A 26,206-nucleotide genomic window follows, 5' to 3' on the forward strand; every position below is an offset into this window, starting at 1 on the left:
GTCACTTGTAATAAGAGGGCGCGTTAATATCTGGGCGTGTTTTAAATCGTCGGTGTAACCACATATATTGTTCTGGAGCGGCATTTACAGCTTGTTCAATGCGTTGGTTAACACGCGTTACATCTGTTTTATCATCACTACTGGGAAAATTATCTAAAGAAGGAAGTACTTCTAAGTGATATTTACCATGTTTATCACGACGACTGATTAAACTGACTGTTTCACAATTTTTGCTTGCAGCAAATAGGAGTGTACCCGTGGTAGTGGCGGCTTCTGAGACTGCAAAAAAAGGAGCGAACTCACAGCGATTTCGACCATAGTCTTGATCGGGTAAATAGTAACAAACCTTTTTGTTTTTGAGTGCTTTTAAAAGACCTTTCACATCACGTTTGCCGATTAAATATTCGTTTGAACGTAATCGGCCACGGGTCATAAAAAATTCCATCAACGGATTATTGTGAGGGCGATAAAAGCCAACGCCTTGATGATGAATTCCCATTACACGACTCGCCATTTCAAGATGCAAAATGTGTGGTACCAGTAATAATACACCTTTCCCGGATTGTTGAATTTGGTCAAAATGTTCAAGGCCTTTTACTGAGCCATAAACACGCTTAATACGCCAATTTGGCCACCACCACGCCATGCCTGTTTCAAGTGTTGCAATGCCAGTGTTTTCCATATTCTTTTTAACCAGAGCTTGTTGCTCTGTATCGGGCATGTCAGGAAAACATAGCTTAATATTGACCTCTGCAATATGGCGGCGTCTTTTCATCGTCCGATATACTAAACGGCCAAGTTGTTTCCCTAACCAAAGCTGAAATTTAAAAGGTAACCAAGATATAGCGTATAAAAAAAACACGCCAATCCAAGTCAGCCAATAACGCGGGCTTAAAAAAGATAATTTAAATGCAGATGTGTTGACCACGAAAGTATCTCAAATCGAAAAGAAGCTAGTTTAACTGTATGAATGTAAAAATACAAAAAAGCCAGCAAGTTGCTGGCTTTTGAAGTATTTATCAATCATTACCTAAACGAAGGGATTAGATTGCTTTTAAACCTTTGTTGATCGCTTGTAAATCGTTGCTTGTTAACGTACCAGCGGCTTGTTTTAAGCGCAGTGTTGATACGACATAACGATAGCGTACATCAGCAAGATTACGTTTAGCGTTGAACAGGTTTTGCGTACTGTTTAATACATCAACAATGGTACGCGTGCCTACTTCAAAACCAGCTTCAGTGGCTTTTAATGCACTTTCTGCTGATACAACGGCTTGTTCAAGGGCTTTAAACGTCGCAATATCAGAAACCACTTGGTTATAGGATGTGATTACTGAACGAGTTACGCCGCGTAAGCTAGATTCTAAATCTTGGCTCGCTGATACATAAAAAGCACGGGCTTGCTCAGTTGCCGCCAATGTAGCACCGCCTGAGTAAATCGGAACGTTAAAGTTCAAACCAACAGTTGTGCTATCGCCACGTGGTTTCATATGGTTACGGTTTGAATCACTAAGCGTATCACCATAGCTGGCTTTTAAAGTCAGCGTTGGATAATGACCAGCTTGCGCTAAATCAATTTGATCCTTTGCAATATCAACGGTTACTTTTGCAACTTGAAGGTTCAAGTTGTTTTCTTTTGCGACTTCAATAAAATCAACCGATTTCTTGCTTGGGGTAACCGTCGAAAAAGTTTCAGTGTTCAAAGTATCAAGTTTAGCGTGGTATTTACCTGTGATTTCACGTAGTAATTCTCGGGCTGTTTCAACACCGTTTTGAGCAACAATTTCACGAGCAACTGAATTATCAAATTGTGCTTGGGCTTCATGAACTTCAGTAATAGCTGTTAAACCAACTGCGTAGCGTTGTTTAGTTTGCTCAAGTTGACGTTCAATTGCACGCTTTTCAGATTTTACGAACTCTAGGTTATCAATAGCACTTAATACATTAAAGTAGCCATCAGCAACACGGACAATCAGGTCTTGCTGAGCAAAATCGTATTGTGCATTTGCTTGTAATGCTTGCTTATCTGCAATGCCTAAAGAGTTCCAAGCACCTAAATCGAACAGCGTTTGGTTTAAGCTTAAGCCTCGGGTGAATGAGTCTGAATCACCTTTTAATTTTTCATAGCCAGTCAAGTCAGAACCATCATAAGAAGTACTATCGCTTTTGCTATAACCCATGCTAAAGCCGATTTGAGGTAATAAAGCGCTCATAGCACGGTCACTGTTATAAGATTGCGCGTCCGCTTGGGCTTTTGCCTTTAATACAGTTGGATCGTTAACCGTGGCAATCTCGTAAACTTGAATTAAATTTTCAGCATTTGATGCTGTAGCAGTTAATGCGCATGATAAACCGATCAGCGCAGCAAGAATGTTCTTTTTCATTATTCGTTCAGTCCTTAGACAATTTGCATACTAAAAGCATGGTAACCTGTTTTAGCAAATAACAAAAAAAAAATTGCATAAAACACCGTGATCAAATGTAACAGAATATAATTATTTGTATGCACAGTATAATGATTTATTTTGTTGTGCTTACTAATTTAAGGAAAGTAGAATATGGGCAAGCAACTTGCAAAATTTAGCAAACACGATGTTAAAGTCGCACCAATAGAGTCACTGTATAAAGGTTTTTTTAATATTAACTTGTATCAGTTTGAACATGCTCTCTTTGCCGGTGGTCAATCGGACACGATTCGTCGTGAAATACTAGAGCGTGGCGACGCCGTGGCTGTGCTACCTTATGATATTGCTTTAGATAGTATTTTATTAATAGAACAAATTCGAATCGGTGCAATTAAAAGTAAGCCATCGCCTTGGTTGTTAGAGTGTATAGCAGGAATGACGGATGGCAGCACTGATTACGAGAATGTCGCTAAGCGTGAAGCGTTTGAAGAGGCAGGGTTAGAGCTTACTGAATTAGAGTTTATGTTGTCCTACCTTTCAAGTCCCGGAGGTTCCACTGAACGTTTGTATCTATATTTAGCTAAAACCGATTTGAGCCAGCTTAACAGTGGGATTTATGGACTTGAGACCGAAGGTGAGGACATTAAAACCCACATAGTGAGTTTTACAGATGCGATGGCGCGTTTAAAAAGCGGTGAGATAGATAATGCTGCTACGGTTATTTCATTACAATGGCTTGCACTAAATCGCGAGCGTATAATAGCTGAATGCGTAAAATAACAGTTCATAGTGTTGAATAATCTAAAGTACATTTAAAATTGATTACGTTTAATTTCTAATTTAATGGCGGCAACTTGACAGCATTTGCAGTGAAACAACGATATATTCAAAATCTACCTAAATACCTTACGTTATGTGAGCACAATTACTTACGCGCTTTAAAACTATTACCTAGTGATAGGGAAGTCGGGAGTGCTCGGGACGTTCAGTTGGGCAATAATCAATTTACGATTAAAGTGGATGGTTGCGCAAAGTACACAATGGATATTTCAATCAGGCAATTAACAGGGATGCTAAAGGGGTTTAATCCACTCTTTTTAACTGTGCGCTTGTATCATGATGCGAAGGTCGCAGAAATAGTTCACCATGATTACCATCAAAGAATAAAGCCATCTTATGGTTACCCTAATCCACAAATGCACCAAAAAGATGAAAAGTACCAACTTAATGCATTTTTGTATGATTGGTTAGTTGCGTGTGTTGAAAGTGGCCGCGCAGTTCTCAACTGGGATGTAGATAATGGCTTGGTTTGATGAGGTTGCAAAGTTTAATACTCCCCAGTTACGTTTAGCCCATATCACCGACTGCCATTTATTTTGTGATATTGACGGTGAGTATTTTGCCGTGAATACCGCAAAGCATTTTTCTAGCGCGCTGACACATATGGCGCAGCAACCTCTAGATGCTGTGATTTTTGGTGGCGACTTAACGCAAGACCACAGCTTTGAATCCTATTTATTATTTGCCCAGTTAATCGCTGATTCCCCTTTAACATGCCCCGTATTTTGGGTGCCAGGTAATCATGATGAAATAAGTTTAATGCAGCGTATTTCTGGTGGCCAAATAAAAAGTGCTAAACGCCTTATTGCTAGTGGCTTCGATATTTTGTTGGTTAACTCTAAAGGGCCTACGCCTGCAGGTTGGGTGAGTGAGCAACATATCAATGAACTCTCAGAGGTATTGGCAACATCGCAACAGCCTGCAGTGGTTTTTTGTCATCACAATCCATTGCCTATAAATGGTTATTTAGATAAACACATGCTAGAAAATGGCCCTCAATTACTCAATGTATTGCATAACAGTGACCTAGTTAACCATTTGTTTCATGGTCATGTACATAACGATTATCAGTTTAAATTTAGAAGTGTAGATATTTTATCTACACCAGCCAGCTCGGTGCAATTTACTAAGCATAGTATTGATTGGCAGCAGCAAAATATGGGTGCTAGCTACCGTTTAATAACACTTGAAAGGCTAAATACAGCTGAACCACTGTGTGTGAAATCGGAGTTGATATGGCTCAACGAGTAATTTATATTCACGGTTTTAATAGCAGTGAAAAGTCATTTAAAGCTGTGCGCTTTGGTGAGTATATGGCACACTATGGTGTTGAATACTGCGTACCGAGGTTGAGTCATGAACCGTTTCACGCAATAATTCAAATCGAGCAACTACTAACGCCAAATACAGTGTTGTTAGGTAGCTCTTTAGGTGGTTTTTATGCCACTTATTTATCGCAAAAATATCAGCTGCCAGCTGTAGTGATCAATCCTGCAGTTACGCCTTTTTTATTGTTGAGTTCATTCTTAGGGTCAAATTATAATCCATATCAGGATACCCACTACGAACTAAATAAAAGTCATATTAGTGCGCTAAAGTCACTGTCTATTTCAGATTTACAACAGCCATCGCTACTGTACTTATTACAGCAGACAGGCGATGAAGTATTGGCGTTTCAACAGGCAGTTAAATATTATTCACAATGTAAGCAGCATATAGAGTTTGGAGGCGATCACAGTTTTGTTAACTTTGAGAGCACCTTTGCGAGCATTGTCGATTTTCTTAAAATCACGAAAAATAGCCAAGCATATAAAAGATAAAAACTATGAGTCAGCAAAATTATAACGCCGAAGCCATTGAAGTTTTAAATGGCTTAGAACCAGTAAAACGCCGTCCGGGCATGTATACCGATACTACTCGTCCTAACCATTTAGGGCAGGAAGTAATTGATAACAGTGTCGATGAAGCAATGGCCGGACACGCCACAAAAATTGACGTCATTCTGCATGAAGATAATTCTTTAGAAGTCAGTGATGATGGTCGTGGTATGCCAATTGATATTCACCCAGAAGAAGGTATTCCTGGGGTTGAGTTGATTTTCACTAAACTGCATGCGGGTGGTAAGTTTTCAAATAAAAATTACCAGTTTTCGGGTGGTTTACATGGTGTAGGTATTTCGGTAGTAAATGCACTCTCTACTCGCGTAGAAGTTGTTGTTCGACGTGATGCGCAGCAGTACATGATGGCATTTGAACATGGCGATAAAGTTGAAGACTTAAATATTATTGGTACTGTTGGTAAACGTAATACGGGAACCACAGTCCGATTTTGGCCAGATGCTAGCTATTTTGACTCGGCTAACTTTTCACTGACTAAATTGCATCACCTATTAAAAGCCAAAGCCGTACTTTGCCCAGGTTTGCGTATTAAATTTGTTAATAAACAAACTAAAGAAACCCAAGAGTGGTATTACGAAACTGGCTTAAAAGATTACTTAAATGAAGCAGTAAAAGGCTATGACGTTTTACCTAAAGACCCATTCACAGGTGTATTTTCAAGTTCAACCGAAGGAGCAGACTGGGCTGTAGTTTGGCTGCCGGATGGTGGCGAATCAATTGCTGAAAGTTACGTAAACCTAATACCAACAGCTCAAGGTGGTACGCATGTTAATGGTCTGCGCCAAGGTTTACTTGAAGCCATGCGTGAGTTCTGCGAATTCAGAAACTTACTACCGCGCGGAGTAAAGCTGACACCTGATGACATTTGGGAACGCTGTAGTTACGTTTTATCAGTGAAGATGCAAGATCCGCAATTTGCAGGTCAAACTAAAGAGAAGCTCTCATCGCGTTCATGTTCAGCGTTTGTATCTGGCGTAGTTAAAGACTCGTTTAGTTTATGGCTGAATGAACACACGGATACAGCAGAGCTGTTGTCAGAACTGTGTATTTCTAATGCCCAAAAACGCCTACGAGCAGCTAAAAAAGTAGTACGTAAACGTGTTACCGCAGGCCCCGCATTACCAGGGAAATTAACTGATTGTAGCGCTGCAGATAATGACCGAACTGAATTGTTTTTAGTGGAAGGTGACTCTGCTGGCGGCTCGGCTAAACAAGCACGTGATCGTGAGTTTCAGGCTATTATGCCGCTACGAGGTAAGATTTTAAATACGTGGGAAGTTGAGTCAGGACAAATTTTAGCATCACAAGAAGTGCATGATATTTCTGTCGCACTGGGCATTGATCCAGACTCAAGTGATTTATCAACTTTACGCTATAATAAAATTTGTATTCTAGCGGATGCCGATTCGGATGGTTTGCACATCGCAACTTTATTATGTGCGCTATTCGTACGTCATTTTACGACATTGGTAAAAGAAGGCCATGTGTACGTTGCTATGCCACCCTTGTTTAGAATTGATATAGGCAAAGACGTTTACTACGCGCTTGATGAAGATGAAAAATCAGGTATTTTAGCGCGCATAGAAGCCGAGAAAAAACGTGGTAAAGTTAACGTACAACGCTTCAAAGGATTGGGTGAAATGAACCCTTTGCAATTACGTGAAACGACCATGGATCCTAATACCCGCCGATTAGTGCAATTAACGCTTGAAGATGAGCAATCGACCTTAGAAATGATGGACATGCTACTGGCTAAAAAGCGCTCATCAGATCGTCGCCAATGGTTAGAAGATCACGGTAATCGTGCCCAAGTATAAAAATCAGGAAGATTTATGATGCACATACAGCAAAGGAAAAACGCTATATTAGCTGTTTTGCAAAGTTTAATAGTGAGCTTTGTTGTATGTGGGTATTTGTTTTTAAATACCGTAAGTGCAAAAACTACCTTTGATGAACAGTGGTTAACCACGCAATTAGCCACTGCAGAGAAAAAAAGTATTCAAGACCCAACTCAAGCAATTACCTATCTTACGCAACTATTATCTAAACATGAAAATAGTGTAACGGCGTTACAACGTTCAAAATTAAAAATATATCTAGCAGAAAACTACCTGTTAAATGGTGAATTGACACCCGCAATTGAGCTCGAAAAGCAAGTTTCCGTTCATTTAGACTTATTAGATAATTTTACCTACATAGATTACTTACTTGTACAAGCGAATATTTATAATTCTATAGGCGATCCTAAAAATGCGTTAACCGCATTATTAGAGGCAAAGAATAAAGCTGAGCTATTTGGCGATGATGATTTGAAAGGTAATGTGTACAGCTCGTTAGCAAGTTATTATGTTTACAATCATGACGAAATTCGCGCGATTGACTATTTTTATAAAGCGTATGAACTAATCAGTCGTGGTGGCAACCAACTGAAGTTAGCTTATATAGAGTCAACTATGGCAAAATCATATGAGTTCTTGTTTGATTTTGAAAAAGCCATTGAGCTGCAAAATAAAGCGCTCGCTTACTTTTTAAAAAATGACCTATCGTTTGATATCATGGTGTCATATTTTCATTTAGCAAAAATTTATTTAAAGTTATCACGTAGTCAAGATGCCATTGATAATGCAAATAAAATGCTAAAAATAAACTATGAAGTGGCAAATCCTAGCTTTGACTATTACGCTTACATCATTATTGCAGAAGCTAACTTACAACTTGATAATTTAGACAAAGCAATCGATTACCTAAATTTGAGCAATGTATATTTTCATGAACTTGAAGATGTGCACAATATTATTAAGCATCTGTATATTCAAGCCGAGATTGAACTCAAAAAAAATAACTTAACTAACGCAAGTAGTACACTTGAAAAGGCGCGACAGCTACTTGCAAATATCCCTGTTGAAAATAGTGTGACATTAGAGTTGAAATTAGTTGCACTGCAAGCGCAATTAGCGATACAGCAAGGTAATTACCAACAAGCAGTTTCTTATCAGCAAGCTCATATAGAGCTCAGTGCACAATACTATAATCAAGTACGAGAATTATCTCGATCACGTCATAAAGTGCAATTTGATATAAAAAAGGTCGAGCTTGAAAAGCAACTTCTTGAAAAAAACAAAGAATTAAATGAGTTTGCTTTACAAGAAATAAAGCAACAACAAACACTTCAAAAAACAGCAATGTTAAGTGTGCTATTACTCTTTTTGGTGTTATTAATATTTACGTGGCGACAGTATCGTTTACGACGAAAATTTAGCTTGCTTGCAAACACTGATTTTTTAACCGGTGTAGCTAATAGACGTAAGATTATGGATTTAGCTGAATTACAGTGGTTACAGCTTAAATTAGATAATCAAAAATTTACACTTATCTGTTTTGATTTAGATCACTTTAAGAAAATTAATGATAACTATGGTCACCCGGCAGGCGACCTAGTTTTAAAGGCTGTAACTCAAATATCGCAGCGAGCTATTCGAGAAAGTGATTTTTTAGGGCGTATAGGCGGTGAAGAATTTCTAGTTGTATTGAATAATACAACATCAGTTGAAGCCACTGAAATAGCTTTCCGCATTAAAAGTGATATAGAGAAAGAGCATATAATTAGTGATGGTCAGATCATTAAAATAACGGCAAGTTTTGGCGTTGCACAAAAAAGTTCTGAATTAACTTCATTTAAAGATTTACTGAAAAAAGCAGACAAAGCCTTATATACTGCAAAAGAGCATGGCCGAAACAGGGTAGAAATCAATGAATAAATTACTAACATCATTACTCGCATTGAGTATGTTAAGTACACCATTAGCAGCAAAAAATATGCTAAAAGAGCTAAGTGTTGCTGACGGCTTTAAAATTAATATTTTTGCCCGCGACGTCGAAAATGCACGTCAGCTAGCAGTCTCCAAAAAAGGCATCGTGTATGTTGGCTCACGTAAAGCTGGCAATGTGTATGCGCTGATTGATCACAATAGCGATGGTGTTGCTGATAAACAAATACTGGTGGCCAGTGGCTTAACAATGCCAGCAGGTTTAGCAATTAAAGATAATGATTTATATGTAGCAGAAGTGCACCGTATTATTCGCTTTAAGAATGTTGACACACAACTTAAAGCACCTAAATACGATGTAGTGTACGACGCATTACCAACTGAGCGCCATCATGGCTGGAAGTTTTTACGGTTTTCGCCATCGGGTGAGCTAATAATACCTGTGGGAGTCCCTTGTAATGTGTGTGCTGAAGATGGACGTTATGGGCGTATATTTTCTTTAGATATCAACACCAAACAAATGACAACATTAGCGCAAGGTGTTCGTAATTCTGTGGGGTTTGATTTTCATCCCAGTACACAAGCATTGTGGTTTAGTGATAATGGCCGAGATATGATGGGCGATGACATACCACCTGATGAGCTAAATCGGTTAACAAACGAAGGGGAGCATTTTGGTTTTCCTTACGTACATGCTGGTGCCATCTTAGATCCTGAATTTGGCAGAGGTAAGAGCATTACTGACTATAGCCCGCCAGCATTAGCATTGGGGGCGCATGTAGCTCCTTTAGGGATTCACTTTTATAAAGGCAAGCAATTTCCTGCTGATTATAAGCAACAGCTTTTCGTGGCTGAGCATGGTTCGTGGAACCGAAGTAAAAAATCTGGATATAAAGTGGCGCTTGCCACCATTGAGCAAGGACGTGTGGTAAAATACACGCCGTTTATTACGGGCTTTATGAAAAACGAAGAAACATTGGGTCGTCCGGTTGCTTTTGCAGAACTTGCCGATGGCAGCTTATTGATCTCCGATGATTATGCCAATGTGATCTACCGTGTAAGCTATAAAAAAAATTAGGTAGGCTTTGATGAGTGATACAGATACCTTGCTAATGCAAGGAATTGAACAACAAACAATGGGACGTTTTACCGAAGACGCCTATTTGAATTATTCCATGTATGTGATCATGGATAGAGCGTTGCCACATATTGGTGATGGCTTAAAACCAGTACAGCGTCGTATTATTTATGCGATGAGCGAACTTGGTCTTTCGTCTGCGGCTAAGTATAAAAAATCAGCGCGTACAGTCGGTGATGTGCTAGGTAAATACCATCCACATGGTGATAGTGCTTGTTACGAAGCCATGGTGTTAATGGCGCAGCCGTTCTCTTATCGTTATCCACTAGTGGATGGGCAAGGCAACTGGGGTGCAGCAGATGACCCTAAGTCTTTTGCCGCGATGCGTTACACAGAAGCACGATTATCTAAATTTGCAGAAGTATTACTTAAAGAGCTTGGTCAAGGCACCGTTGATTGGACGCCAAACTTTGATGGCACCATGGATGAGCCACAAGTATTGCCAGCGCGTTTACCGCATATTTTACTCAATGGTATTACAGGTATTGCAGTTGGTATGGCGACGGATATCCCGCCGCACAATGTGCGTGAAGTCGCCAGTGCATGTTGTTTATTACTAGATAAACCAAAAGCAGAACTTAACGAAATACTAGAGTTAGTTCACGCACCGGATTACCCAACTGAAGCGGAAATAATCACCCCCAAAGCTGATATTCAAAAAATTTATCAAACAGGTCGCGGCTCGATTAAAATGCGTGCGGTGTATACCGAAGAGCATGGCGATATTGTTATCACCGCGCTTCCGCATCAATGCTCAGGCGGTAAAGTTTTAGAGCAAATCGCAGCGCAAATGAATGCTAAAAAGTTACCTATGGTAGCTGATCTACGTGACGAATCTGATCACGAAAATCCAACGCGTATTGTGATTATTCCTCGCTCAAATCGCATTAAAGCAGAACCATTAATGGCTCACTTATTCGCCACAACCGATCTGGAAAAAAACTACCGCGTAAACTTAAATATGCTTGGCCTTGATGGTCGTCCACAGGTCAAAGACTTGCGTACCATTTTGACTGAGTGGTTAGTGTTTCGCCGCGAAACAGTGCGTAGACGTTTACAGTATCGTTTGGATAAAGTGTTAGCGCGACTACATATTTTAGAAGGTTTATTAGCTGCCTTTTTAAATATTGATGAAGTAATTGAAATCATACGTGCTGAAGATAAACCAAAGCCAGTATTAATGGAACGCTTTGGTATTTCAGATATACAGGCTGAGGCAATATTAGAATTAAAACTTCGCCATTTAGCTAAATTAGAAGAGTTTAAAATTCGCGGTGAGCAAGATGAGCTCGCTAAAGAACGTGATAAGCTAGAGCTAACGCTTGGTTCAGATCGTCGTATGTCGACATTGCTGAAAAAAGAAATTCAAGAAGCGGCTGAGTTGTATGGTGATGATCGTCGTTCACCAGTAGTCGAGCGTTTAGAAGCGAAAGCATTAAGTGAAAAAGATTTAATACCATCAGAGTCGGTAACCGTTGTATTGTCTGAAAAAGGCTGGGCACGTGTTGGTAAAGGTCATGATCTGGATGTGGCAGGGCTCAGTTATCGTGCAGGTGATGAATACAAAGCCTCAGCACGGGGTAAGAGTAACCAACCATCAGTCTTTTTAGATTCTGCCGGACGAGCCTTTGCAACTGACGCACATAGCTTACCATCAGCACGAAGCCAAGGTGAGCCTATGACAGGGCGCTTTAATTTATCAGCCGGCGCAACGTTTGAACATGTGGTTATGGGGGAGGATAAGCAAGTACTGCTTATGGCCTCTGATGCTGGCTATGGATTTATCACCGATTTTGCTGACTTAGTCAGTAAGAACAAAAATGGTAAAGCGTTAGTGAGTGTACCAAAAGGCGGGCAGTTACTTGAGCCGATTCGCGTTAATGATGTAGCCAGCGATTACTGCATGGCGATATCAAATGAAGGGCGTATGTTGTTATTCCCATTACGTGACTTACCAAAACTAGGTAAAGGTAAAGGTAACAAGATTATCTCCATCCCAAGTGCCAAGGTTCAAGCACGTGAAGAGTTTGTAAAAGTGCTTGCGGTGGTGCCAAATGGCACAAGTGTTACTTTACATGCTGGTAAGCGTAAATTGACGCTTAAGCCGAGCGATTTAGAGCATTATCATGGCGAACGTGGACGCAGGGGTAATAAATTACCTCGTGGATTACAGCGTGTTGATGAAGCCGTTGTTGAGCTTAACCCTGTTGAAGAGATAGATGTAGATACGAGCGATGAATAATCGCGTAACTACTTAATAAAACGGCCTGCATTTGCAGGCCGTTTTTGCTTGAGGTGATTGGAATAATTTAGGATACAGGCTAAAGTTTTATTAAGTGAGGGCATTAAAATTGAAACCGATTGGCTCGCTAGTTCGTTGAAATGAAATATGAAAATTAATTTAAGCTTACAAGTGTGCGCTTAACTCTCGTTTAGCGACTAAAATAACGATATAATGTGCTCTGAATTTTTGAGGAGAGTCTCTTTGTTAGCTTTTTTTCGTATAATAATCATGGCTTTATTTATTGTTTTTAGCTGTGTTTTAGGTTTGTTATTGTGCCTTGTAAAGCCATTTCATAGTAATAATGTACACATTATTTCTGGTTGGTTTGGTTCGATGGCCAGAATGCTTGGGGTGAATTTAGTGATCACTCGCCACCCAGACCTATTAAATAGCGGACCGGCGGTGTATGTGGCTAATCACCAAAATAACTATGATATCTTTACGTTACCCGCGGCGGTACCAAAAAGCTGTGTAAGTTTAGGTAAAAAAAGCCTGAAGTGGATCCCGTTTTTTGGGCAGCTTTATTGGCTTTCTGGCAATATTTTAATCGATAGAAGTAATCGCTCAAAGGCTGCCGGTACTATCTCTAAATCAGCTGACAAAATAAAGCAGCAACGTCTATCTGTATGGATGTTTCCTGAAGGAACGCGTAGCTATGGGCGTGGCTTATTACCATTTAAAACAGGTGCATTTCATACTGCATTAAACGCCGAAGTGCCGATTGTGCCTGTCTGTATGAGTACAACTGATAAAACCATTAAGCTAAATCGTTGGGACAATGGTACAATCTATATAGACATGCTAGCGCCGGTGCACCTCGATAAAACTATTGGGGCACGTGAACACGCAACACGTATTCACTCTATAATGGCTGCTAGAATAACTGAATTAGATGCTCAAGTGAGAGAAAAGTAATGGAAAATTGGCGTGAAATTAGTGAAGACATTGTAACTTCGTTACTAGAAGACGGATCAGATCCAGAGATCCTTTATGAAGTTGAGCATCACTTTGTATGCGAAGATTTTGTAAAGCTTGAGCAAGCAGCATTAGCCGCATTTAAACTTGGCTATGACGTTGAAGAGCCTGCGGAACTTGAGCTTGAAGACGGCAGCAAAATTTGGAGCTTTGATATTGTTGTTGAAGCAGAGCTAGACGTTGAAGTTATTATGGAAGACGTTGATAAACTAGCTAAATTAGCTTTAGATACCGACGTTGAGTACGATGGTTGGGGCACTTACTTTCAAGAGTAATGTGTTAATCGCTAGGTCCTAGCCACTAGGGCGTGTTGAACTTTCGTGATTGATTTTGCAGCAGTATGTTTGGTATTTAGGCAAGGCAGAGCCTATGTCGTGTGGTTGTTCCCCATATACCCAAACCACCTCAAGATGCGAGTTTCAGTTGGAATTAAAAGCGATTTAGGCAAGGCATTGATTGCAAGTAATAGTGGTTCTATTATTAAAATCAATAACGCAGTATAAATCGCTTTTAAACCAACCCGTTGGGCGTTTCACAGAGACTTACTCTCATCGTTGTTCTTTCTTAAAAGGGACGGCCATTCCTACAAAGTAACGCCTTGATATTAAGCCTCTGTGAAACGCTGAATTCTGCATCTTGAGGTGGCTTGGGTATAAATAGGCGATAACGTAGTATAAATGCCAAACATGCGCTGCCCAAAGGGTTCTTTCTTGGGGCGATTAACTCTTTGTTGCTCGATTTTTACTTAGCCCACTCGATTCCAAACCTCGCGCCGCGATTAAATCGCCCCTAGATTGAACAAATTTCAATCCACAAAGGTCAACACGCCCTAGGACCTAGAACAATTTCCTATTGTTTAGTTAATAACGATTCTTGACCTCACCAGCTTATTCATACCTATTTCGTATTCTTTATCTTTGTTATAGACATTTGTATTGAATAGTTGATAATTAAAATCATCATTTAGCGAAATAAATTAATTCTTATATGCTCATTACCCTTCCTATTTCAGAACTTATTCCTGGTATGTTTGTTGACAGTGTTAGCAAGCAATTTGAGGGTATTGATAGCATTAAAATTAAAACCCGGGGTTTAGTTCGCGATAAATCGATTATTAAACGTTTGGTATCGGAAGGAGTACAGGAGTTACTCATTGATTTTACGCAAAGTAATGTCGGGGTTCCGAGTAAATATCAAGAAAAGCCAAAAGCAACACCCGTTACAAAGCCCACCTCCAAAACTCAAACAGACAAAATAAAAAAGATAATTACACTAGAGCAAGAGTTTGCAAAAGCTAGCACGAGTTATGAGCAGCATAATCGTAAACTACAAGGGTTATATGGCGATATAACGTCGGGTTTAAAAATGAATATTTCGCTGCTTGATGACATAGCAAAAGACATTGTTGCGTCAGTATTTCGTAATCACAATGCGATGACAATTTTAACGCGCATTAAAGATAAGCATATGTATAACTGGCAGCACATGATTAATTGCGCCATTTTTGTCACTGTGTTTGCAAAATACCTAGGGTACAAAGAATCAGTAGTACATGAGCTGGCTATGGGGGCTTTACTGCATGACTTAGGTCAAGCAAAGCTACCACAAGGGATATTCTCAAAGTCCGAAGATGTTAATAAGCTTGAAATGCAGGCAATTAAAAAGCATGTAGCACAAAGCTTAGGGCTTGTTAAGGGGGAGAAGGGTATTACTCCATTGATGCTAGATATGATAGTAAATCATCATGAGCGTTTGGATGGTAGCGGCTATCCGCGTGGTATAGAAGGAGAGAAACTTAGTCGACCTGCTAGGATCATGGCAATTGTGGATGTATACGATGCAATGACATCCGATCGGCCGCACCAAATTGGTGATGAGCCAATAAATGCATTACGTCATTTGTTAAGTAATAATTTGTTGTTTGATAATGAGTTAGTACAGCGATTCATCAAGTGTTTAGGTGTCTATCCAGTCGGTACTATTGTTAAATTAACCAATGAACGCCTTGCTTTGGTCACAGAAGGAAACCATAAGAATCCAATTCAACCTAAAGTAAAAGTATTTTATAACGCTAAGCATAACCACCATGTCACATCAAAAGACATTGATTTAAATACGTCAGAGCAAGGGCTAAAGATACTCGCGAGTATCAAACCGCTAGATTATCAACTTAACTTGGCTCGTTTGTTAAAAGAGCATCTGGTGGTTTAACACCTTTTTTAGTGATGGATTTATCACAACGTCTTTTGGCTGATTGCTTGGCTGATAGTAATGCACCGCTAAAGCAACTACACATCAGCAATAACCATAATAATGTACCGTTTTCTGAATGCAGTGCAGCACAGCAGCAAAGTAATGCGACCATCGCCGTTAATATTGCTCCTAGCCAATAGTGGTTTACTGGATTATCACATTCACCCGCTTTAGTGCAGGCGCAGAAGTTAGCTTTGCAAAAACAGTAAACGCTAGCACCACAAAATGCTAATGCAGCAATAATTAATCCAATCTCCATAGCGATCATCCCCTCACTTGATATGTTTGCCAGTCTAAATGCGCTTAATTATCAAGTCAATCTAAATGATAATTAATTGCAAATGGTTTTACCTTACTCTCATCCGATGTGTTTTAAAAAGTTGTTACTTAGCTGTTAAATATTCGCTTAAATGTGTGTTTTTAACGCTTTGTTACAGTTTTTCGTAAAAAATTGATGTAGTGTATAAAAGTTTTGAATAGAGTAATTACTCATAATAACAACATACATGAGAACCCAAGCGTCGTGCTTGGTTAAGGACACATAATGAAACTTACAAAAACACTTATCGCGGCATCACTTGCTGTAATGTCGGCTGATAGCTTTGCGGCAGCTTTTCAACTTGCAGAACATAGTGCGTCAGGCCTTGGTCGGGCATATGCAGGTGAAGCGGCTATAGCTGAAGATGCGTCTGTAATTGCACGTAACCCTGCCTTAATGTCAGTATTTAAAGAAAAGCAGCTGAGTATAGCTGGTATTGCAGTCGTTCCAGATGTAAGCCTAGAGGGTACAGGGTCAAGTAATGCTGCTGTAAATCCAAATGCACTGAATGATAGTAGTATTGCTCCTAGTGCGTTTGTGCCTGCTGGTTATTTTTTAATGCCAATTAATGATAAGTTCGCGGTTGGTTTTGGCGCATTCTCAAACTTTGGTTTAGCGACTGAGTTTGATGAGAATTACCCTGCGGGTCAGCTTGCGGGTGAAACTGAGATCGTGACTGTAAACATGAATGTAAGTGGTTCATATAAGATCAATGATCAATTTAGTGTTGGTCTTGGCTTAAACTACATTTATGCTGATGCGAAAATTGTCCGAAACTTTGGTGCTAACCCATTTGGTTTACCTGCAGAGACTGAGGCAACTCACTTAGAAGGTGATGATGCTGGCTTTGGCTGGAATGTTGGTGCTATGTATCAGTTAGATGAAAATAGCCGTTTTGGTTTTAACTATCGCAGTGAAACCGATATCACCTTTGATGGTGAGTTTTCAAGTGAGTTGCCGCCAACAATGGGTGGCACGAGTGGGGCTAGTCTTCCTGGCAGCGTAGCAATAACGCTTCCTGCGATTGCAGAGTTTTCAGGTTCTCATCAATTAGATGATAAAACAGGTTTACATTATAGCGTTATGTGGACAGGTTGGAGTAGCTTTGACAAATTAGAAGCAGATGTTGAAGGTCGTGATCAGCCAGGTTTTTCTAAAGATGAAAACTTTTCAAATGCGATGCGTTACTCAATTGGTGGTGATTACCAGTTTAACAAGTCAGTATTATTACGCGCAGGTATAGCCTACGATGAATCACCAGCCGATAAAAATCATATGTCTATTTCAATCCCAGATACGGATCGTTTTTGGTACTCGTTTGGTGTGAATTACACGATGAGTGAGCAATCAAACTTAGATATTGGTATGAGTATCTTACGTGGCAAAACACAAAAATTTACTGAGAATGACAATATTGCTCAGCAATGGTCATTTGAATCAAATGGCCACGCATATTTATTTGGTGCGCAGTATAACTACACGTTTTAACTTAAATAACCGAACTTAGGTTAAGGTACTTACCAAGCTCCAGCTGGAGGTGGATGTATTATCCGAAGCTCGGTTAACTATTTAGTTAAAATAAATGAAAGGGCAGTTTTAGCTGCCTTTTTAAAATTGATAACCTAAGTGTATGCCCATTGTTCCTTCTATTTTATCTGTGTCTTTTTTTTCACAAAAAACAAAGCAATCACCGTCATCTTCTTTTACGCCTGCGCTTAAACCTATTACCCAGCTAGCACTATCAACACCTTGAAAGTAATAATTAAACTTGGCAACTAGATAACCATCTTCAGCAACAACAACTTGCTGGCCTAATGCAAGCCCGGCAGTAACATGCTCAGAGAGCGTGTATTCATAGCCTAACGAGTAACCTATAAGACCTGCTGAAGCAGATAACTTATGTGTGTCATCAATTGAGTATCTATATTTAACACCGGTATGACCACCAAACTCATAGAGCCCGACTCCAGTGGAAAACTTACCTTGTGCAAGTGCTGATTGTGACATTGAGGTTATAGCTAGTAGGGCTAAAGCGAGAGAGATTTTTTTCATTTTGGGATGGTTCCTGTGATTTATAATTATTTATCAGGCAGTATAGATGGCTGGACTTAAAATAGAAACAAAAACGCGAGCTAAAAAGCTCGCGTTTTCAAGTAGCTAATTGAAGTTTTATAAACTTTCAATTTTAGCTTTTTGCTCCAACAGTTTTGCTTTTGCATCAGAGAACTCAGCAAGCTTCTCGTTTTCTTTAGCTAAAACAGCTTCTGGTGCGTTATTAACAAACTTTTCGTTAGCTAGTTTATTTTGCACTTGGGCTAGGCCTTTTTCAGCTTTTTCAAGTTGCTTAGCAATACGTGCAAGTTCGGCTTCAACATCGATTAGGCCGGCCATTGGGATCATGATCTCAAGGTTGCCAACATATGAAGTTGCACACGCAGGGGCTGTGTCTTTGTTATCAAGCAAAGTAAACTCTTCAATTTTAGCAAGTGATGCTAAAAATGATTTATTGTCTTCAATACGACGTACATCATCATTCGATGCATTAGCTAGTAATATTGATAACGGCTTACTTGGGCTGATATCCATTTCACCACGAATGTTACGAATGGCTAGAATGAATTGTTTAACCCACTCCAAATCATCCATTGCTTTAGCGTCAACGTTTGCGTCATTAAATAATGGGAAGGCTTGTACCATTATGCTGGTATTAGCTGTTTCAAGACCCGCTAATGGTGCAACACGTTGCCAGATAGTTTCAGTGATGTATGGCATCATTGGGTGCATCAAACGTAGCAAGCTTTCAAGCACGGTAATAAGCGTATGGCGCGTGCCACGTTGTTGCGCCTCGTTACCTTTAAACAATACCGGTTTAGTTAGTTCTAAATACCAATCGCAGAATTGGTTCCAAGTGAACTCATAAAGCGTATTAGCCGCTAAGTCAAAACGGTAGTTATCTAAGTGCTCAGTATACGTTTTAATCGTTGACTCAAATTGACCTAAGATCCAACGATCAGCGAGTGAGTATTCTTTCGCTGCGTCGTTTGCAAAACCACAGTCTTGCTCTTCTGTATTCATAAGTACATAACGGCTGGCGTTCCATAACTTATTACAGAAGTTGCGGTAACCTTCAAGGCGGTTCATATCCCAGTTGATATCACGACCAGTTGAAGCCATTGCCGCTAATGTAAAGCGCAGGGCATCAGTACCATGTGCTTCAATGCCATTATCGAACGTTTTACGGGTGTTTTTTTCTATTTTTGCAGCGACCTTTTCTTGCATCAAGTTACTGGTACGTTTAGTCACTAAACTCTCAAGGTCGATGCCGTCAATCATATCGATTGGATCTAGTACGTTACCTTTTGATTTTGACATTTTATCGCCATTTTCATCGCGAATAAGGCCAGTTACATACACCGTCTTAAAGGGGACTTGTGGTTTGCCATTTTCATCTTTAACAAAGTGCATCGTCATCATGATCATGCGAGCAACCCAGAAAAAGATGATGTCAAAACCAGTAACCAACACGTCAGACGGATGGAAGGTTTTTAAGTCATCGGTATTTTCAGGCCAGCCTTGGGTTGAGAATGTCCACAGTGCAGATGAGAACCAGGTATCAAGTACGTCGTCGTCTTGGCGAAGTGCAACGCCATCCGCGATGTTATTTTCACGGCGAACTTCTGCTTCATCACGGCCAACAAATACATTGCCTTCGTTATCATACCAAGCTGGAATACGGTGGCCCCACCAAAGTTGACGTGAAATACACCAATCTTGTACGTCGTTCATCCATGAGAAATACATGTTCTCATATTGCTGTGGTACAAATTTAATGTCGCCATTTTTAACCGCTTCTTTTGCAGGTTCTGCCAGTGGTGCAACACGTACATACCATTGATCGGTAAGCAATGGCTCAATCACCACGCCAGAGCGGTCGCCATAAGGTACAGTTAAAGCGTGATCTTCAATTTTTTCAAGAAGACCAAGTTCTTCAAATTCAGCCACAATCGCTTTACGCGCATCGAAACGATCAAGCCCATGTAAGCGCTCAGGAATTGGTGCATCAAATTCAAGCTCTTTACCGTCAAAGGTGTAAGTTTCACCTTGGCTTAAAATTGCTGCATCTTTGTCGAAGATATTAATCATCGGCATTTGATGACGCTTACCTACTTCATTATCGTTAAAGTCATGAGCTGGTGTGATTTTTACACAACCCGTGCCTTTGTCTTTATCGGCATGTTCGTCAGCCACAATTTTAATACGGCGATTTACAATCGGTAATAAAATATCTTTGCCGATCAAATCTTGGTAGCGTTCGTCATCAGGGTTTACTGCAACACCCGAGTCACCTAGCATGGTTTCTGGACGTGTTGTTGCTACAACAATGTAGTCTTTACCGTCTGGTGTTTTTACGCCATCAGCCAATGGGTAACGTAAGTTCCACATGTGGCCTTTTTTGTCTTTGTTTTCAACTTCAAGATCAGAAATTGCCGTATGAAGCTTTGGATCCCAGTTTACTAGGCGCTTACCACGATAGATTAAATTTTCTTTGTGAAGACGTACGAAAACTTCTTTAACCGCGTCTGATAAACCATCGTCCATTGTAAAGCGCTCACGATCCCAATCAACCGATGCGCCAAGACGACGAAGCTGTTTAGTGATCGTACCGCCAGATTGCTCTTTCCATTGCCAAATTTTATCGATGAAGGCTTCGCGACCTAAATCGTGGCGTGTTTTACCTTCTTCGGCAGCAAGCTTTCGCTCAACCAGCATTTGTGTAGCAATACCGGCGTGGTCAGTACCTACTTGCCATAATGTGTTGTTACCTTGCATGCGCTTATAGCGTGTTAAGGTGTCCATTATAGTGTCTTGGAATGCGTGGCCCATGTGTAAGCTACCGGTGACATTTGGCGGTGGGATCATAATTGAATATGCGTCACCTTTGCCTGATGGCTTAAAGTAGCCTTTTTCTTCCCAGTCTTGATAGAGTGACTGTTCAATATCTTGCGGATTGTAGGTTTTATCCATTACACAGAACCTTAAATAAGTACTTAAATGAGTTGGTTTGCTATTTTACCTTGGGCATCTTAGCGATTTATATCTTGCGTGGTGATGTTTGCACCGAGTTGGCGTAGCTTTTTAAAGCGCTCACGGGCGGCTTGTTTAGCTACAGATTCTACGGGTACAAAATCAAAAACTTGGTTAAACCGCCGAATAAAATCCGGAAGCTGTGCAGCCAAATTTATTAAAACTTTACGATTTCCAACCGGTGGGGTTGTGCCTATTTCAACTGGCGCACCACCTTTTGGGCCTTCACCTTGAAGGTTATGTGGCACAAAACTGTCGGGGTCAAATGACCAAATCGTTTCATCAATGGCGTGGGCAGTATCGGCGTTATCTACAAAAATAAAAACACGCTGGCCAAGACGATACTGTTCAGCTGCAATATCAGCAGCTAAGCTAAAGTGATCATCAGCCTTCGCTTGCGATTCATCTTGTTGCTTTAGAACGAAAAACTGGGCGTTCATGTTCATAGTATCGGGACTTCCCATTGCATTGCATGTTATACGAGTTAGTACACATAAATCAGAGCAGGGATTTTGCCATAGAACGGGGTTTGCTTCAATTAATACACTGCGTTAGGTCTTAATAAAAAAGGCGCTAAAAAGCGCCTTTTTTAATGTTGGTATTAAACTAACTCATTAATCTTGTGCGGCTTCGCTTACACCAGCACGATTTAATAAGTATTGCGTTAGCATAGGGACCGGACGGCCTGTCGCCCCTTTATTTTTACCGCTGCGCCATGCTGTACCGGCTACATCTAAATGCGCCCAGTTATACTTTTTAGTAAATTTAGATAAGAAACACGCCGCAGTAATTGTGCCGGCTGCGCGTCCGCCCAAATTGGTAAAGTCAGCAAATGGGCTTTCAAGTTGATCTTGATAGTCATCCCACAGCGGTAGTTGCCAAGCACGGTCGCCACTTTGCTCAGATGCTTTAAGTAAGTCATGAGCAAGCGGGTTATGGTTTGATAGCAAACCCGTTGCATGTGCCCCAAGTGCAACAATACAGGCACCGGTTAAGGTCGCAACATCAATTACCGTTTCAGGTTCAAAGCGTTCAACATACGTCAGTGCGTCACATAACACTAAACGCCCTTCAGCATCGGTATTAAGTACTTCAACCGTTTGCCCTGACATAGTTGTTAAAATATCACCCGGGCGATAAGCATTTGAACTTGGCATATTTTCACAGCCAGCTAAAACACCAATAACGTTAATCGGTAACTGCATTTGTGCTAATGCGCGCATTGCACCAATAACACCAGCAGCGCCACCCATGTCGTATTTCATTTCATCCATGCCTTCGCCTGGTTTAAGCGAAATACCACCAGAGTCAAAGGTTAAGCCTTTACCTACCAGTACGATAGGGGCTTGTTCTTTTGCGCCCCCTTGGTAATTAATAATCGACATGACCGATTCGTTATCGCTACCACGGCCAACGGCTAAGTAAGAGTTCATTCCTAGCTCAGCCATTTTTTCTTCACCGATAATATCAACAGTGATATTGTCAAAGTTAGTCGCAAGTTCTTGTGCTTGTTCACCTAAATAAGCTGGGTTACAGATATTTGGTGGCATGTTTGCTACATCTTTACAAAGCTTACTACCTGCTGCAATCGCTAAACCATGTTCAATTGCGCTTTCGCCAATTGTGAGCTCACGACGGGTTGGTACATTAAATACAATTTTACGCAGTGGGCGACGAGGGTCGCTTTTTTTACTTTTTAATTGATTAAACGTATACAGGCAATCTTGCGTTGTTTCTACGGCTTGGCGTACTTTCCAATAAGTATCACGACTTTTAACGTGTTGCTCTGTTAAAAAGCAAACTGCTTCCATCGACCCTGTTTCGTTAAGGGTATTAATGGTTTTAGAAATAATTTGTTTATATTGTTTATCATCAAGTTCACGCTCTTTACCACAGCCTACTAGTAGTATGCGCTCACTTAGTACGTTAGGTACATGATGTAATAACAATACTTGTCCTGGTTTACCTTCAAGGTCACCACGACGTAATAAATTAGAGATATAACCATCGCTGATTTTATCGAGTTGCTCACCAATGGGGGATAAGCGACGTGGCTCATAAACGCCAACTACAATACATGCGCTACGTTGCTTTTCAGGACTACCACTTTTTACGCTAAATTCCATTGTCACTCCTAATTTTGAGTCATAGCTCCCTTAAATAAGGGCAATAAAATAAAAATCTAGTTATTGGTTTAATACTAGCTTATAAAGCCTGACTCATTATGTGTATTTGAACTTTATACTTTTGTCGCTATCAATACCACTAAAGCAACAATATATCGAGCTGCTAGGTATGATATTTAATGTTGATGACATATAATAACGAAGTAAAACGCTAAGTTTACTCACATTTTCTTACTATTGAAGTGAAACACGATGTTTAACAGGGGCGAGCATTGCTAATTTTCCGTTATTTGACCACTGAAGTTTTAAAGTCACAGGTCGCCGTATTCCTAACCTTAATGACTATCTTTTTATCGCAAAAGTTTGTAGGTATTTTAAGTGACGCCTCTGAAGGTGGAATTCCTGCCAAGTTAGTGTTGTCGATGATTGCATTAAAACTACCGCAACTTGCATCTTTAATCTTACCTTTGAGTATCTTTTTAGGGATCATTCTCGCGTATAGCCGTATTTATGCCGACAGCGAAATGACTGTACTTAAAGCGTGCGGTGTAAGCGAATGGTATGTGGTGCGCGTTACGCTAATTTCAAGCTTTGTCTTAGCGTTATTAGCGGGGGTACTCACATTGTATGTCGCGCCATGGGCGAGTGAGCAAGAATATCAACTAAAAGAGCAAGCTAAAGCAGATGCGGGTTTATCGGCGCTGCGGGCTGGGCGTTTTCAGCAAACGGGTAATGAAAAAGCGGTTGTATTCATTCACAACATTGATAACGGTGGCAAAGAATTAAATAAAGTATTTGTAGCGCAACTACCAGACAGTAAAAAAGATAATTTAGCGCGTTTAGTGTATGCAGAGCGCGGTGTGGTGGTTGAACAAGAAAATGGGGAGCAACAATTGGTGCTCAGTGATGGTAAACGTTACGAAACCGATGGAAAAACGCCGGCTCTCAACCTAACTGAATTCGATGGCTATAGCGTACAAATACGCGGGCAAGAGATCGAACACCAACGCCGCAAACTAGAAGCCATACCAACTATTGATTTGATGGCTATGAATACCACAGAAGCAATAGCACAATGGCAATGGCGCATGGCTATCCCGCTTTCTATTCCGTTATTAACCTTACTTGCAGTTCCTTTAAGTGTAGTAAACCCTCGCCAAGGAAAGTTTGCTAAGTTAGTGCCAGCAATCAGTTTGTATTTAGGGTATTTTATTTTACTTAATGCGGCTAAATTTGCAGTAGAGGATGGCAAAATACCGCCATCAATTGGCCTGTGGTGGATCCACTTTACCGCATTATTTATCGGTGGCTTTTTGATTATAAAAGGGCGGCCTTTAGGTGCTTGGCTCAAAGCAATTGTTACTAAGCGGGAGTTAGGCGCATGATGAAAATGCTTGATTGGTACTTAGGCCGTAGCATTTTGCAAACCACGGGCTTTGCTTTAATGGTACTGGTTGGTATTAGCACGCTCATCAAATTCATTGAGCAGCTTAAGTCTGTAGGGCGCGGTAGTTACGATATTTCCAATGCGTTGTTATATACCTTATACAGCATGCCTGGTGACTTAGTGGTATTTTTCCCTATGGCCGCATTAATAGGTGGTTTAACTGGCTTAGGTGCACTGGCATCGAATAGTGAGCTGGTGGTTATGCAAGCAGCTGGTATGTCACGCTTGCAGATTATTGTCTCGGTGATGAAAACGGCAATATTTATGGCACTGTGCATGATGGCATTGGGTGAGTGGGGCGCACCGGCTGCACAACTTAAAGCTAAAGAAATGCGTAACCAAGCGATTTATGGTGGAGATGTATTTAATGCGCAGCAAGGCGTCTGGGCCAAAGATGGCAATAATTTTATTAATATAGAAGATGTTGATCAAAATGGCGTATTACATGGCGTGAACATGTATCACTTTGATAAATCATTGCAATTAACCCAAATAACAAAAGCTAATCAGGCCGTAGGGCGCAAAGATGGTTGGCTACTGCGTGATGTAAATAAAGTGCAGCTTGGCGAGCAGCAAATAACGACACTACAGCTAAAAGAAGAGTTTTACGAATCACAATTAACCGCTGAAAAACTCGGTGTAGTATCAGTAAAACCTGAGTCGTTATCGTTTACTGGTTTGTGGTCTTATTTGAGTTATTTAGAGCAAAATGAGCAAGACACCAGCACATATGAATTAGCGTTATGGCGTAAAATCATGCAGCCGGTTTCTATTGCGGTGATGTTATTAGTTGCACTGTCATTTATATTTGGTCCGCTTAGAACAGTAACAATGGGCGCACGAATTGTTATGGGCGTTGTCACGGGTATTGTATTTCACTTAACAAATGAAATATTTGGCCCCGTGGTAATGGTGTATCAAATTCCTGCGGTGGTTGGCGCCACCTTACCAAGCGTTATTTTTATTGGCTTTGCGACGTATTTACTTAACAAGCGAAACTGATAGCTAGGAGCTAGAACCCTAGCTCCTGAGTAACTTAGTTTTAATCTAAAGATTGATAAATACGCTTATTCTCTTCTTTAGTTAGCGATACCATGTCTGTTTTTGATATGTAATCTTGCAGAGCACGTTTATTTTTAAAATCAATTAATACCACTAACGTGCCAAGCCCAAGTAATGCACTTAAACTACGAATAACGGCTTGTGGCCAACTTATTAACGCGCCATCACGTGTTTGAACTTTTAAACGCCATGCACGCATCCCAATTGTTTGACCACTTTTAGTCCAAAAATAAGCAAAGAACACCACGTTAACGCCAATAAATAACGCACTTCTAATACCATACAAAAGCGGTGAATCTTGTATAAACGCAGCAGGATCGTCAGTTTTTGCAATAACACCCAATGCAATTAAAGCCTGAATAGCCGCAAAATAGAGTATCGCTGTAAGCATTGATAATGAAATGACGACTAAAGAGTCGTAAATCAATGAAGCAAAGCGGCGCCAAAACCCCGCACGAGGAAACTCACCAGACATAAATACACTCACAAAGTTAATATGCGCGCTAGTTTAGCAAATAGGCTGATAAATACTAGGCTCACACAAACACTCAACACAGTTACAAGCCTTATTGAATGTTAATGGTTGCTTAATTGTTAAGCGGTTGAT

Annotated in this window: 22 protein-coding genes; 14 read left to right on the top strand and 8 right to left on the bottom strand. The window is 40.4% G+C overall.

The features are described from left to right. Position 1: 1 nt before the first annotated feature. Positions 2-928: an LpxL/LpxP family Kdo(2)-lipid IV(A) lauroyl/palmitoleoyl acyltransferase gene (gene lpxL, locus HJP15_RS10815; RefSeq protein WP_170173767.1), complete on the bottom strand. Its 927-nt coding sequence runs from the start codon at positions 926-928 to the stop codon at positions 2-4. A 115-nt stretch (positions 929-1,043) separates the two neighbouring features. Further along, positions 1,044-2,384, bottom strand: coding sequence for an outer membrane channel protein TolC (gene tolC / locus HJP15_RS10820; protein ID WP_054203152.1), 1,341 nt, complete (start codon positions 2,382-2,384; stop codon positions 1,044-1,046). A 174-nt stretch (positions 2,385-2,558) separates the two neighbouring features. Here tolC and HJP15_RS10825 point away from each other — a divergent pair, with 174 nt between their 5' ends. From HJP15_RS10825 to HJP15_RS10875, 11 genes are all read left to right on the top strand, one after another. Next, complete coding sequence (locus HJP15_RS10825; protein ID WP_054203153.1) at positions 2,559-3,185, top strand: NUDIX domain-containing protein; 627 nt, start codon at positions 2,559-2,561, stop codon at positions 3,183-3,185. 74 nt (positions 3,186-3,259) lie between these two features. After that, complete coding sequence (locus HJP15_RS10830) at positions 3,260-3,718, top strand: DUF1249 domain-containing protein (protein ID WP_054203154.1); 459 nt, start codon at positions 3,260-3,262, stop codon at positions 3,716-3,718. Then, positions 3,705-4,496, top strand: coding sequence for a metallophosphoesterase (locus tag HJP15_RS10835; protein WP_170173768.1), 792 nt, complete (start codon positions 3,705-3,707; stop codon positions 4,494-4,496). Before HJP15_RS10830 ends, HJP15_RS10835 begins: the two co-directional genes overlap by 14 nt. Then, positions 4,481-5,065 (top strand): YqiA/YcfP family alpha/beta fold hydrolase, encoded by a 585-nt coding sequence (locus tag HJP15_RS10840; RefSeq protein ID WP_054203156.1) that lies wholly within the window; start codon positions 4,481-4,483, stop codon positions 5,063-5,065. Before HJP15_RS10835 ends, HJP15_RS10840 begins: the two co-directional genes overlap by 16 nt. A gap of 5 nt (positions 5,066-5,070) precedes the next feature. Beyond that, positions 5,071-6,960: a DNA topoisomerase IV subunit B gene (gene parE, locus HJP15_RS10845; RefSeq protein ID WP_169326747.1), complete on the top strand. Its 1,890-nt coding sequence runs from the start codon at positions 5,071-5,073 to the stop codon at positions 6,958-6,960. A gap of 15 nt (positions 6,961-6,975) precedes the next feature. After that, the gene (locus tag HJP15_RS10850; protein WP_170173769.1) at positions 6,976-8,901 is read left to right on the top strand and encodes a tetratricopeptide repeat-containing diguanylate cyclase; all 1,926 of its coding nucleotides are present in this window, start codon (positions 6,976-6,978) and stop codon (positions 8,899-8,901) included. Next, positions 8,894-9,988, top strand: a complete 1,095-nt coding sequence (locus HJP15_RS10855) for a PQQ-dependent sugar dehydrogenase (protein WP_170173770.1) — start codon at positions 8,894-8,896, stop codon at positions 9,986-9,988. Before HJP15_RS10850 ends, HJP15_RS10855 begins: the two co-directional genes overlap by 8 nt. Positions 9,989-9,998: 10 nt before the next feature. Continuing rightward, positions 9,999-12,290 (top strand): DNA topoisomerase IV subunit A, encoded by a 2,292-nt coding sequence (parC, locus tag HJP15_RS10860; protein WP_054203160.1) that lies wholly within the window; start codon positions 9,999-10,001, stop codon positions 12,288-12,290. Positions 12,291-12,533: 243 nt separating this feature from the next. Then, complete coding sequence (locus tag HJP15_RS10865; RefSeq protein ID WP_054203161.1) at positions 12,534-13,247, top strand: 1-acylglycerol-3-phosphate O-acyltransferase; 714 nt, start codon at positions 12,534-12,536, stop codon at positions 13,245-13,247. After that, positions 13,247-13,582, top strand: a complete 336-nt coding sequence (gene rraB, locus HJP15_RS10870) for a ribonuclease E inhibitor RraB (RefSeq protein WP_054454519.1) — start codon at positions 13,247-13,249, stop codon at positions 13,580-13,582. Before HJP15_RS10865 ends, rraB begins: the two co-directional genes overlap by 1 nt. Before the next feature lie 712 nt (positions 13,583-14,294). Then, positions 14,295-15,518 carry a cyclic di-GMP phosphodiesterase gene (locus HJP15_RS10875; RefSeq protein WP_170173771.1) on the top strand — a complete coding sequence of 408 codons (1,224 nt, stop codon included), beginning with the start codon at positions 14,295-14,297 and terminating at the stop codon, positions 15,516-15,518. Here HJP15_RS10875 and HJP15_RS10880 read toward each other — a convergent pair. Further along, the gene (locus HJP15_RS10880) at positions 15,478-15,819 is read right to left on the bottom strand and encodes a hypothetical protein (protein WP_054454513.1); all 342 of its coding nucleotides are present in this window, start codon (positions 15,817-15,819) and stop codon (positions 15,478-15,480) included. The two genes, HJP15_RS10875 and HJP15_RS10880, sit on opposite strands and share 41 nt — an antisense overlap. A gap of 285 nt (positions 15,820-16,104) precedes the next feature. Here HJP15_RS10880 and HJP15_RS10885 point away from each other — a divergent pair, with 285 nt between their 5' ends. Further along, on the top strand, positions 16,105-17,367 hold the full coding sequence (locus HJP15_RS10885) for an outer membrane protein transport protein (RefSeq protein ID WP_054203164.1): 1,263 nt from the start codon (positions 16,105-16,107) through the stop codon (positions 17,365-17,367). 120 nt (positions 17,368-17,487) lie between these two features. Here the strand turns inward: HJP15_RS10885 and HJP15_RS10890 are convergent, their stop codons facing one another. From HJP15_RS10890 to pepA, 4 genes are all read right to left on the bottom strand, one after another. Further along, on the bottom strand, positions 17,488-17,931 hold the full coding sequence (locus tag HJP15_RS10890; protein WP_054454511.1) for a hypothetical protein: 444 nt from the start codon (positions 17,929-17,931) through the stop codon (positions 17,488-17,490). Positions 17,932-18,048: 117 nt separating this feature from the next. After that, positions 18,049-20,904, bottom strand: a complete 2,856-nt coding sequence (locus HJP15_RS10895) for a valine--tRNA ligase (RefSeq protein ID WP_054203166.1) — start codon at positions 20,902-20,904, stop codon at positions 18,049-18,051. 59 nt (positions 20,905-20,963) lie between these two features. Next, a complete protein-coding gene (locus tag HJP15_RS10900; RefSeq protein ID WP_170173772.1) occupies positions 20,964-21,410 on the bottom strand; it encodes a DNA polymerase III subunit chi in 447 nt (148 codons plus the stop codon). 168 nt (positions 21,411-21,578) lie between these two features. Then, a complete protein-coding gene (pepA, locus tag HJP15_RS10905; protein WP_054203168.1) occupies positions 21,579-23,090 on the bottom strand; it encodes a leucyl aminopeptidase in 1,512 nt (503 codons plus the stop codon). 272 nt (positions 23,091-23,362) lie between these two features. Here pepA and lptF point away from each other — a divergent pair, with 272 nt between their 5' ends. After that, positions 23,363-24,475: an LPS export ABC transporter permease LptF gene (gene lptF / locus HJP15_RS10910; protein ID WP_054203169.1), complete on the top strand. Its 1,113-nt coding sequence runs from the start codon at positions 23,363-23,365 to the stop codon at positions 24,473-24,475. After that, entirely contained in the window at positions 24,472-25,539 is a 1,068-nt protein-coding gene (gene lptG, locus HJP15_RS10915) for an LPS export ABC transporter permease LptG (RefSeq protein WP_054203170.1), read from the top strand. Before lptF ends, lptG begins: the two co-directional genes overlap by 4 nt. 40 nt (positions 25,540-25,579) lie before the next feature. Here the strand turns inward: lptG and HJP15_RS10920 are convergent, their stop codons facing one another. Then, positions 25,580-26,074 (bottom strand): RDD family protein, encoded by a 495-nt coding sequence (locus tag HJP15_RS10920; RefSeq protein WP_054203171.1) that lies wholly within the window; start codon positions 26,072-26,074, stop codon positions 25,580-25,582. Positions 26,075-26,206: the final 132 nt, after the last annotated feature.

It is taken from the genome of Pseudoalteromonas sp. NEC-BIFX-2020_002 (assembly GCF_013002825.1).
In the GTDB taxonomy this organism is placed as follows: domain Bacteria; phylum Pseudomonadota; class Gammaproteobacteria; order Enterobacterales; family Alteromonadaceae; genus Pseudoalteromonas; species Pseudoalteromonas neustonica.

Coding starts and splice junctions, on each gene's coding strand:
- tolC (WP_054203152.1), bottom strand. CDS start 2,384: ATGAAAAAGAACATTCTTGCTGCGCTGATCGGTTTATCATGCGCATTA.
- HJP15_RS10825 (WP_054203153.1), top strand. CDS start 2,559: ATGGGCAAGCAACTTGCAAAATTTAGCAAACACGATGTTAAAGTCGCA.
- HJP15_RS10835 (WP_170173768.1), top strand. CDS start 3,705: ATGGCTTGGTTTGATGAGGTTGCAAAGTTTAATACTCCCCAGTTACGT.
- HJP15_RS10840 (WP_054203156.1), top strand. CDS start 4,481: ATGGCTCAACGAGTAATTTATATTCACGGTTTTAATAGCAGTGAAAAG.
- parE (WP_169326747.1), top strand. CDS start 5,071: ATGAGTCAGCAAAATTATAACGCCGAAGCCATTGAAGTTTTAAATGGC.
- HJP15_RS10850 (WP_170173769.1), top strand. CDS start 6,976: ATGATGCACATACAGCAAAGGAAAAACGCTATATTAGCTGTTTTGCAA.
- HJP15_RS10855 (WP_170173770.1), top strand. CDS start 8,894: ATGAATAAATTACTAACATCATTACTCGCATTGAGTATGTTAAGTACA.
- parC (WP_054203160.1), top strand. CDS start 9,999: ATGAGTGATACAGATACCTTGCTAATGCAAGGAATTGAACAACAAACA.
- rraB (WP_054454519.1), top strand. CDS start 13,247: ATGGAAAATTGGCGTGAAATTAGTGAAGACATTGTAACTTCGTTACTA.
- HJP15_RS10875 (WP_170173771.1), top strand. CDS start 14,295: ATGCTCATTACCCTTCCTATTTCAGAACTTATTCCTGGTATGTTTGTT.
- HJP15_RS10880 (WP_054454513.1), bottom strand. CDS start 15,819: ATGGAGATTGGATTAATTATTGCTGCATTAGCATTTTGTGGTGCTAGC.
- HJP15_RS10885 (WP_054203164.1), top strand. CDS start 16,105: ATGAAACTTACAAAAACACTTATCGCGGCATCACTTGCTGTAATGTCG.
- HJP15_RS10890 (WP_054454511.1), bottom strand. CDS start 17,931: ATGAAAAAAATCTCTCTCGCTTTAGCCCTACTAGCTATAACCTCAATG.
- HJP15_RS10895 (WP_054203166.1), bottom strand. CDS start 20,904: ATGGATAAAACCTACAATCCGCAAGATATTGAACAGTCACTCTATCAA.
- HJP15_RS10900 (WP_170173772.1), bottom strand. CDS start 21,410: ATGAACATGAACGCCCAGTTTTTCGTTCTAAAGCAACAAGATGAATCG.
- pepA (WP_054203168.1), bottom strand. CDS start 23,090: ATGGAATTTAGCGTAAAAAGTGGTAGTCCTGAAAAGCAACGTAGCGCA.
- lptG (WP_054203170.1), top strand. CDS start 24,472: ATGATGAAAATGCTTGATTGGTACTTAGGCCGTAGCATTTTGCAAACC.
- HJP15_RS10920 (WP_054203171.1), bottom strand. CDS start 26,074: ATGTCTGGTGAGTTTCCTCGTGCGGGGTTTTGGCGCCGCTTTGCTTCA.